We start from the raw sequence: 13170 nt of genomic DNA, 5'->3' as shown, positions 1-13170 counted from the left end.
GCATCGGTGTTCGCATCAGCGTTATCCGCAGTGTTCACATCGGTGTTCGCATCGGTGTTCGCATCAGCGTTATCCGCAGTGTTCACATCGGTGTTGGCATCGGTGTTCGCATCAGCGTTATCCGCAGTGTTCACATCGGTGTTCGCATCGGTGTTCGCGTCAGTATTCGCATCCGTGTTGGCATCGGTGTTCGCATCAGCGTTATCCGCAGTGTTCACATCGGTGTTCGCATCGGTGTTCGCGTCCGTGTTATCTGCAGTATTCTCATCACTGTTCTCAACTACCACGAAGCTCACGGAATCGGTTGATTCGTTCTCGTCCGTTGCAGTAGCTGTGTGGTCACCGGCTGGCACGTTAGGGAACGTGACAGACCAGTTTCCGTCTCCGTCAACAGTGGTCACCTGATCATCTTGGCCCGGAATCGAGACAGTTACCTCGGTGCCAGCCTCACCGGTACCCGTTACCTCAACGGGGCCAACAGGAAGTTCATCGCCGTCAGCAGGAGTCAGGATATCGACATCGGCTACTGCCGGCGCTTCAGCTGCTGCACGAACTGCTGAGGTGCCTAGGTCAACGCCAACAGCTGCTGTACCAAGGACCGGCAGAACATCGATTGCGAGAGCGGTTACGTAGTTCAGTTCACCGTCTACAGCTGGATCTACAACCTGCGCAGCAGCCGGAGCAGCAACGTTGGCAGTCGTAGCAGGAACAGTCACTTCAGTCGAAGCTACGGTGCCCTGTTCGTTGATGGTGATTTCCAGAACCTCTTCAAGAAGCGGCTCGACTGCACCATTGACTACTGGCGCGACAACTTCAGTGACAAGTGCTTGGATGCCTTCTGGGTAGCCATCAAGCAGTGCGTTTACTCCCTGGAAAGCTGGGCCGGTCACGCCAAGAACCAGTTCAAGAACGCTGTCGAGCAGCGATCCAAGGTTGATGCCACCGAGACCTGGCAGGAGGGTCAGGTCATTTGCAAGAGTGAAGGCATCAGTGTTGCCGTTGAGCAGGTCGCTCAACGAACCACCGATATCAACGCCACCTGTAACGAGATCAGCACCGAGCACCACAGCATTGACATCTGCGGTCAGGGTGAAGCTTGCTTCAGCAAGGATTTCGTTAACGGCATCAGTGAGGTTGGTGGTGACTTCGTTCAGCAATCCGGTCAGTTCAGCGGTAATGAGCGCTGCGGTTGCGTCGTCCAGCAGCGGCGTGTTTGCAGGCTGGTCGTTCAGGCCACCGGTAATGATCTTGGACAGATCAATGTTTACGGTACCTTCGCCCAAGTTCAGCGAAACCGCGCCGGTGTCAGAAACCAGCTCCTGAGCAAGTACGGTGCTAAGGGTGCCGGTTACGTCATCCAAGCCATTGACAACCAGGTTGGAGTTCGACAGGCCAATCTGTGCAAGGAGGAGATTTATATTAACAGCGTTCAGCGAGCTGCTGATCGTATCGGTCAAGCCGCCGTCTCCAACAACCCCATCCAGCGCAGTGCCGAGAGCGGTGGTAGTGGTGGTCAAGTCTGAACTCAGCTGGGAAATCAGCGGGCTACGCAGGTCTACAGTCGCGGAAGCGACCTTGTATTCGTGAGTAGGGTCAGCGCCGTCGGTGCGCTCGGTGGTGGAGCCAAGTGCGCCCAACTGGAGCTCAGCAACATCGAGGACTTCATTAGTCAAGCCGGCTACACCAACCTGGTTGAACAGCTTAGTCAGGTCGATCGAAGCTAGTTCTGCGGTATTGCCGTCAACCGCCAAGGCACCGTCGCCACCCAAGACGCCTGCAGAAGCCTTGGCGTGGGTAGCGGTGTCCGCGATTGCGTACGAGGACAACAGGCCAGCCTGTCCCAGCTGAATGAGGCCAGTTCCATCATCGCCGATGACCGGCAGGCTAAGGGAACCCAGGTCGATGCCTAGTGATTCGTTAAGCAATGCAAGGTTCAGCGGGTTCTCCTGAGCATCAGGCGAACTTGGGTTTGCCGAGTAGGAGTAACCAGCATCGGCCACGTCTAGGGTCAAGCCGTCGACGTTAATGACCTTGCCGAATGCTTCCGACAGATCGTCAGGAGCCGCAAAAGCGGCAGTTACCGTAGGAGCCACGAAAAGACTGGCAACGACTGCACCGGCAAGAACTCGGCGTGCGGCACGCGGTTTCTTGCCATTCTTAGGTGACAAATTATTTGCTTGCACCACTATCCTCCAAAAGATGGTTGTGATCAGGAAACTCGTAAAAGCCCACGTTTGACTCTACGGTTGATGAACCCTGACTCACAGGTTTCTTTCAGCCATTTCTTTGCATACTCAGGTCAAATTTCTTAGCCACGCGGTCAGAATCGATGGCCAGCAGGTAATACTGAGCGGTAATTTAACTTCTTACCATTAGAGAAAATAATGCACTTACAACAGTTGACCTGAAAATTTACCCAAACAGTGATGTAACAATATGACAACAACCTCGCAATGCTATCTGTCAAGCCAAGGGATTTGACTAGTTGGCCATAGACTGTGAATCACCTGCTAGCTTTCCCCACCGCAGAACGGGTTAGGAAGGATTGGCCAGGACAACACCAGTTCGTAGTGATGGAGGATTCTTGTATGTCGCACATCCGCATTCATCTGGCTGATAGTGACCATTTCTCACGGGCCGGGATTGCTGGAGTCTTAGCCGAGGCCAGCGACATGGTGATCGAGCATGTTTCGGATTGCATGTCCGAGGCCGTTCAAGCTGCAACCGAGTTGGAGCCGGACCTCGTCATCCTGGAATCGTCGCTGAATGGGACGGATCTGTATTGCTCGATTCGGGAAATCTCCGAGAGTGCACCGAATACCAAGATCGTGGTGTTGGCTGCCCGATACCAGCGGGACGATATCTCCAAGGCCTACGATGCTGGCAGCTCGGGACTGATCTCGAAAAGCTCCATCAGCTCGGAACTGCCCAGCGCATTGCGCATGCTCGCTGCAGGCTACCAACTTTTTGCCCAGCCGTCGGACGGCTGGGAATCGACCGCGAAAATCGTGCGCCGCTCAGGCCAGCAATCCGTCGTGCGCAAGCTCAGCGAACGCGATCGCAGTCTGGTGCGACTCGTCGCGGCCGGGCTCACCAATTCCCAGATCGCCCGCATCGCGCACATCTCCGAGGGCTCGGTGAAGCTCCACTTGGCGCGCATCATGGAGGAACTGAGCGTCACCAATCGTGTGCAGCTGGCAGTAGTGGCGACAGAATCCGGATTGGTTTCGTCTGCGGATCTGCAGATCGCCTGAAACAGAATCGAATCTGGTCAGTACACCGTACGAAGCTGGCTGGCAGGGATCCACATTTCTTCGCCGTCACGGTCAATCTGCCGCCACGCGCCCTGGCGCGCGACGATGACCACGGCCGTGTCGGCCGGAAGAATCCGCACTAGCGAGTAATGGTCGCCAGGACCGCGTCTCGCGTTCAATCCGATGGTGGTCAGTGCCCGCTGGTTGGGGACGGCGATCAGCCCGCCCTTGGCTGGACGGGAGGGAATCTCCTGCAGGTACATGCTGGGAACCCAGCCCAGCAATTTGCCGCACTGCACCTGGGACCACAATCCCTGCTGGAGCATCGAGCGGACCTTGGACCCCTGGTCAATGACCTTGAGCACCGGATACCCAGTGCCGCTTCCCTTGCGCAGATTCAACGTTGCCGTCGTAGCATGGGTGGCTTCGATCAATGAATAGCGTGAAAGAACTGGCTCGGCCAGCTCGTCATCGTCTTCGGCGACTACCGGCTCGTCAAAGACCGCCGGGATCGCTTCAAGATAGATATTCGGCAGCCAACCGTAGATCTGGTGCACGAGAACATGCGCCCACGAGCCGTTGACCTCAATCAGGACCAGCTCTGTGCCTTGCTCCAAATGGCTCTGCACTACGTAGTGGCGGCCGGCGCCCTTGCGCAGCTTGAGCGAGGCAGTCGTCCGGTGGGTATTGGCAATGGACGACGTCCGAGCCGACTGATGTGGATAGCCCACCTGGTTCACAACCACCTCAAATGAAAAAACTTAGGGAAGCAACCACCGGTTGCTTCCCTAAGTTTATTCCATTTTTAGAAGATGCGTGCTTCGCCGCCTCTTAGGATGAGGAAGAACGCGAGCCGAGCTCTGCATCCAGTCGCAGCAGACCGCTTCCATCGTTGCCGATCATCCTGACTCGATCCAGGATTTCACCAACGGTGGCTTCCTCTTCAACCTGCTCATCGATGAACCAGTGCAGCAGCGGCAGGGAGTCGATGTCGCCCTCGGTCTGCGCCAAACGGTACAGCTCGCGAATCGCTCCGGAGACCTTCTGCTCGTGGGCCAAGGAAGCCGCGAAGGCATCTGCAACGCTGTTCACGTTCACAGTCGGGGCAGGCTGCTCGCCAATCTTCGGGTGGGCCGAGCGGTCGGTCATGTGGGTCATGAACTTTTCCGCGTGCACGATTTCCTCGCCGGCCTGGGCGCGGAACCAGCCAGCAATGCCGGGAAGGCTCAATACGTCCATTTCAACTGCCAGCTGACGGTAAACCGTTGCTGCGGTTAGTTCGAGAGTTACCTGGGTGCTGAAGGCTTCTGCCAGTTTTCCTGTAAGTTCCATGTCATCAGACTAAACCTGTTTTGCCACCTTGTCACCGAAGTTCGGACTCACTTAGTCAAACCTGAATTAGGGAATCATCCCAAGTTGGGATCGAGTTAATGTAGCCGATACTAACCTAACTTAGGCATGCCGATACGATGCTAACCTACTTGCCCAGTCCTGCTCTGCGCAGCGCCTCGGCCATCGCGGTGTTGCCCGGTGCAGCCGGTTTGCCCTGCGCGGGCTGGGCCTTGCGGTTCTGCCCAGTGCGGTTCTGGCCCGAGCGCGCCAAACGGCCAGCTCCCGGTCCCTTGCGTTCGCCTGGTCCGGAGTTCCTGGCCTCCGCGCCAGCAGCAGGCAGTTCGTCATCCAGTCGCAGAGTCAGCGAAATGCGCTTGCGCACGGTATCCACTTCCAGCACCTTGACCTTGACAATCTGGCCGGAACTGACCACTTCGCGAGGGTCCGAAATGAACTTGCTGCTCATGGCCGAGACGTGGATCAGGCCGTCCTGGTGGACGCCCAGGTCCACGAACGCACCGAAGGCGGCAACGTTGGAGACGGTGCCTTCCATGATCATCCCCGGCTTGACGTCCTTGATGGTCTCAACGCCTTCCTTGAGCGTGGCCGTCACGAATTCGCCACGGGGGTCGCGGGCAGGACGGCGCAACTCGGCAATCACGTCACGAATGGTTGGCTCGCCAAACTGGTCCGTGGCGAAGTCCTGCGGGTTCAGCTCTTCAAGCCGGCGGCCCTGCGCCTCCGCGCTGCTCTGCAGGGTCTTGGCCAGAACATAAGCTTCGGGGTGCACCGAGGAAGCATCGAGTTTCTCCTTGCCGCCGGTAATGCGCAAGAAGCCCGCGCACTGTTCAAAGGCCTTGGCTCCCAGACGCGGTACCTTCAGCAGATCCTTGCGGGTGGCGAAAGGGCCGTTGGCGTTACGGTGATCCACGATGTTGCGGCTCAACAGCGGTCCCACGCCGGCTACCCGGGCCAGCAAGGCAGGGGATGCGGTATTCACGTCGACGCCTACGGCATTCACGCAGTCCTCGACCACCGCATCCAGCGCGCGGTCCAGCTTCGAGGCAGTGACATCATGCTGGTATTGGCCCACGCCGATGGACTTCGGATCGATCTTCACCAGCTCGGCCAGCGGGTCCTGCAAGCGGCGGGCGATCGATACCGCGCCGCGCAGCGACACATCCATATCCGGCAGTTCCTGGCTGGCCAGTTCGGAGGCCGAGTAGACCGAAGCGCCGGCTTCCGAGACGATGACCTTGCTGACGCCCGCGCCGCCAAGCACCTTGATGACCTCGGCAGCCAGACGGTCTGTTTCGCGCCCCGCTGTGCCGTTGCCTACCGCAATCAGCGGGGTGCCGTGCTTCTGGGCTAGCTTGGCCAGTACCGCGATGGATTCATTCCATTTATTGGCTGGCGCATGGGGATAGATCGTTGCCGTTTCCACCGATTGGCCGGTCAGGTCCACCACTGCAACCTTCACACCGGTGCGCAGGCCCGGGTCCAAGCCCAGCACGGCCTTGTTGCCGGCCGGCGCCGCCAGCAGCACATCGCGCAAGTTCGCCGCGAAAATCTTCACCGATTCATCTTCAGCGGCTTCGAACAGGCGTGAGCGCAGGTCGGATTCAAAGCGGGTCAGCAGGCGGGCTTTCCACGCCAAACGCACGGTCTGCGCAATCCATTTGGCAGCAGGCGCACCGGTGGGAACGTTCAGCCCCAGGGAGGAGGCGATAGCGTTCTCGTAGGCACTGCGCGCTTCGTCTAAGGCCTGTTCGTCGCGTGGATCAGCTTCAGCGAGCTGCAGATTCAGCACGCCTTCGCGTTCACCGCGCAACAGTGCCAGGACCCGGTGCGATGGCAAGCGATCAAGTGGTGCCACATAGTCCAGATAATCGGAGTACTTTCCCTGGCCCTCTGCGGTGGCGCCCGAGGCGACGCTGGCACCGATCTTGCCGGTGTTCCACAGGCGTTCGCGCAGTTCACCGGCGAGAACGACATCCTGGGATACGCGCTCGGTCAGGATGGAACGCGCGCCGGAAAGCGCATCTGCGTCGGTGGCAAATCCTGCATCCGGGTTCAGGTAGTCGGCAGCCGCCTGCACCGGATCCGTCATTGGGTCCGCGAGCAGCAGATCGGCCAAGGCTTCCAGGCCAGCCTCGCGGGCAATCTGGGCCTTGGTGCGGCGCTTGGATTTGAATGGCAGGTACAGGTCTTCGAGTTCCGCCTTGGTGCTGGCGGCGCGAATCGCCTCGGCAAGCTGGTCGGTCAGCTTGCCGGCTTCGGCGATGGCTTCCAGTACAGCTGCGCGGCGGTCTTCCAATTCACGCAGGTAGCGCAACCGTTCTTCGAGCAGGCGCAGCTGGCTGTCGCTGAGCATGCCGGTAACCTCTTTGCGGTAACGGGCAATAAAGGGAACGGTGGATCCGGAGTCCAGGAGCTCGATCGCTGCCTTGACCTGCCAGGGGGCTACCGCGGATTCCTCGGAGAGTTCCCGGGCCAGTTGGGCAATGATTTGCTGCCCCGTTGCGCTGTCATTTGCGGTGTTCTTCTGCTCGCTAGTCACCGATCCATTGTGCATCATGCCATCCGATCTTCAGATGATCAACTCGGTTGGCATTCAGCAGAAACTCAATCTCCATGGCTATGATTTATTGTTATGGGGATTGAGAAAGTTCGAAAGGCAACAGCGCTCGTTGCGATTTCGTGTATGGCTCTATTGAGCTCCGGATGCGCATTTGTTGAAGACACCGCGGCCGACGCGGCTAACCAGCTGACCGATGCAGCGTCCAAGGAAATCGTGCGCCAGGCCTGCGCACCGGTACAGGACGGCACCATTGACGCTAGCGAACTTCGTGTCCTCTCGTCCATTGTGAAGTCGGTCCAGGGCGGTGGCCTGCCGCAAGACTTGGTCGATGTGCTCCAGGAGCTCGCCAATTCAGGAGACCAAGCACCCGAAGCGCTGCAGCAGCGCCTGATCGGGATTTGCGACGAGGCTACGGTTTAGCAGCTTCAGCGGCACTAGCCATCTGCTGATCTAGAATTTTCCCATGGTCGAAATTCCAAGAAGCGGCAAAGTACGTCTCGATGCGTGGCTGTGGTCAGTGCGCATCTACAAGACCCGTTCGTCCGCGACCACTGCCTGCCGTGCCGGACATGTTCGCTTGAACGGCGATCCGGTGAAGGCGTCGCAAACCGTTGTCTCCGGTGATCGCATCCGTGTGCGCAAAGACGGTTTCGACCGCGAGCTGGAAGTCAGCGGGCTGATTTCCAAGCGCGTCGGCGCGCCAGTTGCCGCAAAATGCTACATCGACCACACCCCGCCGCGCGAACGCCTGGTCATTCCCCAGGTGCCGATCCGCGAACGCGGCGCCGGCCGGCCCACCAAGAAGGACCGCCGCGAAATGGATCGCTTGCGGGATTCCTGGCAGCCCCCGGATCCAGGTCCTGATCTGTCCTAGGACAGCACGATCGCCGGAACGTCCGACTGGAATTCGAAGATCTGCGCGTAGAAGGCCAATGAGCTTTCCAACGCCTTGATGATGTTCTCCGACTTCCTGAACCCGTGCTGTTCTCCTTCGAAGAGAATGTAGGCATGGGCAATGCCGCGTTCGGCCAGCGCGTCCGCCACGATCTGGGACTGCGCCGGCGGCACCACCTTGTCTTCATCCCCCTGCAACAGCAATACGGGGCAGGAAATCTTCGCCACGTGATTGATTGGCGCGCGCTTCTCGTACAGATCGGCAGCTTCCGGGTACGGTCCGACCAACGTGAACATGTACTGCGATTCGAAGTCGTGGGTGTCCTGCACCAGGCCCACCAGATCCGAAACACCGTAGCGGCTGATGCCCGCGGTGAAGGCATTGGAGAAGGTCAGCGCGCACAGCACGGTCCACCCGCCGGCGCTGCCGCCTTCGATGCCGATGCGTGCGGGGTCGGCAATGCCCTGCGCTACCAGCGCGTTGACCACCGCGACGGTATCGGCAACATCGACTACGCCCCAGGAGCCGCGCAGGCGGTTGCGGTATTCGCGGCCATAGCCGGTGGAGCCGCCGTAGTTCACGTCGACTACCCCGATCCCGCGCGAGGTGTAATAGGCAACCGTGGCACTGAGCGTCGGGGAAGCCTGGCTGGTCGGGCCTCCGTGCACGAAGGTGACGAAGGGCGGCAGTTCGCCCTCCATCCCTGCGTAGCCTTCCTGGGAAGGCCGGTAGAGCAACGCGTGGACGGACTGGCCGGCGAGGTTCTTGCACTCGAACTCTTCAACCTCCGGAAGCACCGCTGGATCCGGCAACTGCGCAATCGCACGGGTCACCGGGTGGTGTTCCAAGGTCTCGAGGTTGATCAAGGTAATTTCTTCGCCCTGGGTCATCGAGGACGTGCCGGCGAGCAGCCACCCGTCACGCAGCGCGAACGGGCGGATGCCGGTGAATGGCAGCGCGAGGTCTTCCAATCCCCCGGTGTCCGCGTGCAAGCGTGCCAGCTTGGTGGTGCCGGTGCCGTAGGAGCACAGCAGGGTGCGGGCGCTTTCTGCCAGGTACCATCGCGTGCCCACCTGCCAGAGCGGGCCGGCGAATTCTGCGGCACGGTCAACCAGCCGGGTGGTGCGTGCCGAGCTGTCCTGGTAGAGGTAGGGGTTCCACCAGCCACTGGCATCGGAGATGAAAGCCAACTGGTCATCATCGAGCCATTCCGGCTGCATGACCGAGACTTCTGCTCCACCGGCAATGACGGTGTCCTCCAGTACGCCTTCTTCGGTGAAGTCAGCCAGGTGCAGCTCGGTGGAGTCCCACGGCATATTCGGATGTTCCCAGCTGATCCAGGACAGCCGGGTTCCCGCGGGGTTCAGCCGTGGCGCTGCAACGAATCTCGCCGGGGCGCTGAGGATGCGGATCTTGCCCGGGTCCTCGGCTGCGCTGCCGTCCAGGGGAATTTGCACGATGTGGCGTACCGGTTCTGCCCGCAGGTCTTCCATGATGGCCAGGATGCTGCCTTCTGGACCAGGGGTGAATTCGGCGAAGCGCAGCTGCGGGTCTGCGTCGACTCCGCTGGCGGGGGTCAGGGCCGCGGCATCGTGCTCCCCTACGGTTTGCCGGTAAACCCGCTGGTCAGCGAAGTCCGCAAAAACAATTGCCGAGGTGCCGCCCTCGATGAGCATCCAGCTGGAGCCACCGTATTCGTGGACCCGGGAGCGCACGTTGAATGGTGCCTGGATGAGCTCTGCACCGGCAGTGCCGTCGGTGCCGTACTCCATCAGCGTGATGCGCCCGCCTTCGGCAGGACGGCCTTCCTGGACAATGAGCTTGTCCGAGAAGAAGCAGGCTCCGCCCAGCGGCTTGGTTCCGGCAGCGACGTCATGCGCGGAAATCGATGATGGCCATGATCCAAAGGGTAAGTGCGTAGGCATATTCTTGATCCTAGCGATCTTTATGACTCATAACGACCCTCGACAAGCATCAATCCGATGCGCTTGGATTGATCCATGACTAGATACGCCGTATTCCTGCGCGGGGTGAATGTCGGTGGGGTCAAGGTCCTGATGAAGGACCTGGCCCAGCTGCTTCTCGCTGCTGGTTTCACCGACGTGAAAACCCTTTTGGCCAGCGGCAATGCGGTGCTCAGCGCATCCAGTTCTGATCCGTTGGAAGTCCAGGAGCACTGCAATGCGGTTCTGGCCGGGCACTACCAGCGGCCGATTCCCACGCTTGTCTGCACCGTCGCGGAAATCCAGCAGCTGTCCCAGCCCTTCCCGCTGCCCTTGCCTGATCCGGCCAGCGAACACCATGGCTACTTCACGCTCTGCGAATCGGCTGCGGATGCCCGAGCGGTGGGCGCCGCTATCCAGGGACTCGCTGAGCCAGGAGCCTACCTGGTCCAGGGCCGTGCCGTAGCGTGGATTGTCCGCAAGGGCGAAAGCACCGCGAATCCCATCGGGAAGCTCATGGCCGCACAGGCAAAGCAACGCATTGTGACGACCCGTAACCACAACACCCTGGTCAAGCTCGCCAAGATTCTTGGCTGAGATCGCCGGTGAGCAATAATTGAGCCTTGACCCACTGATTGACCTGCAAAAGGCCCGGAATGTACATCCTGATCGAGCTCATTGGCATTTTCTTCTTCGCCGTCGCGGGTTCATTGATGGCCGCGCGCCGTGGCTTCGATCTGCTCGGTTCGGCCTTCCTCGGCGGGGTCTGCGGTCTGGGCGGCGGAGTGGTGCGGGATTTGATTCTCAATCAGTCCCCGGCGACTTTCGCGCATCCGGTCTACTTTGTGCCTCCGGTGCTCGCGGCGCTGTGCGTCTACGCGTTTACCCCCGCGGTGCAGAAGCTGCACCGCCTGGTCCAGCTATTCGACGCGGCAGGCCTGGGCCTGTTCTGCGTCACCGGTACGCTCAAGGCCCTGGAACACGACTTCAATCCGGTCACCGCGGTCCTGCTTGGTGTCATCACCAGCGTGGGCGGCGGCTTGATGCGCGATGTCATTTCCAACGTCACCCCTGATTTGTTCAACCCGCGCGATATCTACGCGTTGGCCGCCATGGTGGGTGCCGCGCTCACCGCCGTGGCCTGGCATCTGGGGCTGATGAACGTTCCGGTGGGCGCCGGCATTGCCGCCTTGGCTTTTGCCATCCGCGTGGCTTCCATCCGCTTCGGCTGGTCGGTCCCGTTGGCCGCGGGCCATTGGCATCGCTCCCGCCCCACGCCACCGTCCAGCGAAGGTCCGCAGCGCCACTTCTAGTCGATGCGCTCGAGCTTGCCCAGGTCCTCGGTGCCTGGCGAATCATCTTCGATGGTGCGCGGCGGGTTGATGATGATCGCGCCGACCAGCATCACGATGACGCAGCCGCCGAGCATCGAGAAGGCCGCGCCCCATGAATCGGTGGCTTTCTGCACCACGCCGAAGAGCATGGGAACCACCGCGGCACCGGCATAGCCAAGGCCCTGGGCGAAGCCCGAAAGCACGCCTGAACCGTAGGTTGTGCGCGAGCGCAGGTTCATCATCAGCAGTGCAATGGCGAAGGTGCCCTGCCCGAGGCCGGCCAGGCAGATCCACAACGCAGTGTTCTGCGTTGGCGACAGGTAGATGCCAAGGTGCCCGGCAATCCAGCACGAGGTGAAGACCAGGACTGCAATGATCGGGTGCTTCAGCCGAGGCACCCAGAGCGGAACCAGCAGGCTGACCGGCAGGCCGAGGATCGCGAAGAGCGCCAGCATGTTGCCAGCTGCCATTTCGTCGAGGCCGCGGTTCTGCAGGTAGGGCGGAAGCCAGGTGAAGTAGACGTAGGTCTGCGCCGAGTTGCCGGCCAGGAAGATTGCCAGGCCCCAAGCCACTTTGGACTTCCAGGGGTTGATCTTAGCGATAGGTTGCGGATGCCCGCTGGCGTGGACGGGATTATCCGGGCGCTGTGTCCCGCGGTCGGCAAGCAGCTGCACCAGCCATGGCACCAGCACGATGCCCGACAGGGCGGCCCAGGAACCAATGGAGATCTTCCAGTCGCTGAGATTGGCCAGTGGAACAGAGAACTGAGGGGCCATCCAGGTGCCGATGGCCAGCATCGTGACATATCCGCTGGTGACCATGCCGATACGGTCAGGGAAGTACTTCTTGACCAACGGCGGCAGCACCACATTGCCCATGCCGTAGCCAGCCAAGGTGATGATGGACAGGGCGAGGAAGGAATAGACCTCGGGCATGAAGATCCGCGCTACCTGGCCGATGACAGCTAGGCCCAGCGAGATCATCAGGGTTTTTTCCAGGCCGAAAGCCTTGATCAGCCGCGGAGTGAGCAGTCCGAAGACTGCGAAAGCAATGGGCGCGAGCATTGCCAGCAGGCCGGTGGTGAACTCGGTGAACGCGATATCCGCTTCAATGCGGGAGAGCAATGGGGATACTGACACCACTGCGGCGCGCAGGGACAGTGCCAGCAGCAGGATGCCAAGCAGCGCTCCAACTCGTCCTCTGATTGGAGAAGCAACGCTCTTGTTCTTCATTGATTTCTACCTGCTCGCTATTCGTTGAGGTTTCCCAACTTTTTTATTCTCGAGACCAACTCTAGTAAGCGATTGAGCTCGCCATCAAAATTGCGCTCGTACCATGTCCCAGGCAGGGCCAGATTCGCGTAGAGCCCCTCGCCGGCGAGCATCACCAGATGCGCGATGTCCTTGCTGCCGACTTCATCCAGAATGCACCGGTACCAGCGCTCATTGGTGCTCTCGATTTTTTCCGTCGCGGCTTTGACCCCGGCCTGGGCCAGGCGTTGCAGGGCCACCAAGTGCCGATCCAATTCGGTATCGACTTCCGCGCTGGTGCGCACGTAATAAACGGACGCCCCTTCCGCTGAGGTGCGCATCCCCTCGACATCACGGGCAACATGTTCCTCCGCGGCCTCGATGACCGCGTCCGCCAGCGCATCCTTGGAGGCGAAGTGGTAGAGCAGCCCGCCCTTGGAGACCCCGGCGCGTGCGGCCGTGGCATCCAGCGTGGCTGCCCGCTCCCCCTCTTCGCACAAGAGCGCGATATAGGCGTCAAGCACTTTGCCGCGGGCAGCAGGTGGGCGAGCCATAGTTCTCCGTTCCAAGGTGTAGTTCGT

12 protein-coding genes are annotated in these 13170 nt (G+C 60.2%); 5 read left to right on the top strand and 7 right to left on the bottom strand.

The features are described 5' to 3' along the window. A partial coding sequence (locus ACIOJF_RS17335) for a choice-of-anchor G family protein (RefSeq protein ID WP_402741971.1) occupies window positions 1–2093 on the bottom strand: 2093 nt, incomplete at its 3' end. Between the two features lie 495 nt (window positions 2094–2588). Between ACIOJF_RS17335 and ACIOJF_RS17330 the strand changes: the two genes are divergently transcribed. Then, window positions 2589–3254 (top strand): response regulator transcription factor, encoded by a 666-nt coding sequence (locus ACIOJF_RS17330; RefSeq protein WP_181148945.1) that lies wholly within the window; start codon window positions 2589–2591, stop codon window positions 3252–3254. A gap of 17 nt (window positions 3255–3271) precedes the next feature. On the opposite strand, the gene ACIOJF_RS17325 is transcribed toward ACIOJF_RS17330, so the two are convergent. From ACIOJF_RS17325 to ACIOJF_RS17315, 3 genes are all read right to left on the bottom strand, one after another. Then, on the bottom strand, window positions 3272–3985 hold the full coding sequence (locus ACIOJF_RS17325; RefSeq protein ID WP_146112337.1) for an SH3 domain-containing protein: 714 nt from the start codon (window positions 3983–3985) through the stop codon (window positions 3272–3274). A 100-nt stretch (window positions 3986–4085) separates the two neighbouring features. After that, window positions 4086–4586 (bottom strand): ferritin, encoded by a 501-nt coding sequence (locus ACIOJF_RS17320; protein ID WP_105658849.1) that lies wholly within the window; start codon window positions 4584–4586, stop codon window positions 4086–4088. 145 nt (window positions 4587–4731) lie between these two features. After that, window positions 4732–7161 (bottom strand): Tex family protein, encoded by a 2430-nt coding sequence (locus tag ACIOJF_RS17315; protein WP_402741973.1) that lies wholly within the window; start codon window positions 7159–7161, stop codon window positions 4732–4734. Between the two features lie 129 nt (window positions 7162–7290). Here ACIOJF_RS17315 and ACIOJF_RS17310 point away from each other — a divergent pair, with 129 nt between their 5' ends. Together ACIOJF_RS17310 and ACIOJF_RS17305 are read left to right on the top strand one after the other, a co-directional pair. Further along, window positions 7291–7587, top strand: coding sequence for a hypothetical protein (locus ACIOJF_RS17310; RefSeq protein WP_286134381.1), 297 nt, complete (start codon window positions 7291–7293; stop codon window positions 7585–7587). A 43-nt stretch (window positions 7588–7630) separates the two neighbouring features. Beyond that, on the top strand, window positions 7631–8041 hold the full coding sequence (locus ACIOJF_RS17305; protein WP_105658852.1) for an RNA-binding S4 domain-containing protein: 411 nt from the start codon (window positions 7631–7633) through the stop codon (window positions 8039–8041). Here the strand turns inward: ACIOJF_RS17305 and ACIOJF_RS17300 are convergent. Next, on the bottom strand, window positions 8038–9987 hold the full coding sequence (locus ACIOJF_RS17300; protein WP_105658853.1) for a prolyl oligopeptidase family serine peptidase: 1950 nt from the start codon (window positions 9985–9987) through the stop codon (window positions 8038–8040). The genes ACIOJF_RS17305 and ACIOJF_RS17300 overlap by 4 nt on opposite strands. Window positions 9988–10062: 75 nt before the next feature. On the opposite strand from ACIOJF_RS17300, the gene ACIOJF_RS17295 reads away from it, so the two are divergent. Then, window positions 10063–10602 carry a DUF1697 domain-containing protein gene (locus tag ACIOJF_RS17295; RefSeq protein WP_105658854.1) on the top strand — a complete coding sequence of 180 codons (540 nt, stop codon included), beginning with the start codon at window positions 10063–10065 and terminating at the stop codon, window positions 10600–10602. Window positions 10603–10661: 59 nt separating this feature from the next. Further along, on the top strand, window positions 10662–11318 hold the full coding sequence (locus ACIOJF_RS17290) for a trimeric intracellular cation channel family protein (RefSeq protein WP_105658855.1): 657 nt from the start codon (window positions 10662–10664) through the stop codon (window positions 11316–11318). Here the strand turns inward: ACIOJF_RS17290 and ACIOJF_RS17285 are convergent. Then, window positions 11315–12571 (bottom strand): CynX/NimT family MFS transporter, encoded by a 1257-nt coding sequence (locus ACIOJF_RS17285; protein ID WP_105658856.1) that lies wholly within the window; start codon window positions 12569–12571, stop codon window positions 11315–11317. The two genes, ACIOJF_RS17290 and ACIOJF_RS17285, sit on opposite strands and share 4 nt — an antisense overlap. 17 nt (window positions 12572–12588) lie before the next feature. Then, on the bottom strand, window positions 12589–13143 hold the full coding sequence (locus ACIOJF_RS17280; RefSeq protein ID WP_105658857.1) for a TetR/AcrR family transcriptional regulator: 555 nt from the start codon (window positions 13141–13143) through the stop codon (window positions 12589–12591). Window positions 13144–13170: the final 27 nt, after the last annotated feature.

It is taken from the genome of Glutamicibacter sp. NPDC087831, from assembly GCF_044742845.1.
In the GTDB taxonomy this organism is placed as follows: Bacteria; Actinomycetota; Actinomycetes; order Actinomycetales; family Micrococcaceae; genus Glutamicibacter.
Note: the sequence above shows the minus strand (reverse complement) of the source record. Positions and strands in the feature narration are given on the sequence as shown.

Excerpts from the sequence above, each read along its gene's own strand:
- ACIOJF_RS17330 (WP_181148945.1), top strand. The coding sequence starts at position 2,589 with ATGTCGCACATCCGCATTCATCTGGCTGATAGTGACCATTTCTCACGG.
- ACIOJF_RS17320 (WP_105658849.1), bottom strand. The coding sequence starts at position 4,586 with ATGGAACTTACAGGAAAACTGGCAGAAGCCTTCAGCACCCAGGTAACT.
- ACIOJF_RS17315 (WP_402741973.1), bottom strand. The coding sequence starts at position 7,161 with ATGCACAATGGATCGGTGACTAGCGAGCAGAAGAACACCGCAAATGAC.
- ACIOJF_RS17310 (WP_286134381.1), top strand. The coding sequence starts at position 7,291 with ATGGCTCTATTGAGCTCCGGATGCGCATTTGTTGAAGACACCGCGGCC.
- ACIOJF_RS17305 (WP_105658852.1), top strand. The coding sequence starts at position 7,631 with ATGGTCGAAATTCCAAGAAGCGGCAAAGTACGTCTCGATGCGTGGCTG.
- ACIOJF_RS17300 (WP_105658853.1), bottom strand. The coding sequence starts at position 9,987 with ATGCCTACGCACTTACCCTTTGGATCATGGCCATCATCGATTTCCGCG.
- ACIOJF_RS17295 (WP_105658854.1), top strand. The coding sequence starts at position 10,063 with ATGACTAGATACGCCGTATTCCTGCGCGGGGTGAATGTCGGTGGGGTC.
- ACIOJF_RS17290 (WP_105658855.1), top strand. The coding sequence starts at position 10,662 with ATGTACATCCTGATCGAGCTCATTGGCATTTTCTTCTTCGCCGTCGCG.
- ACIOJF_RS17285 (WP_105658856.1), bottom strand. The coding sequence starts at position 12,571 with ATGAAGAACAAGAGCGTTGCTTCTCCAATCAGAGGACGAGTTGGAGCG.
- ACIOJF_RS17280 (WP_105658857.1), bottom strand. The coding sequence starts at position 13,143 with ATGGCTCGCCCACCTGCTGCCCGCGGCAAAGTGCTTGACGCCTATATC.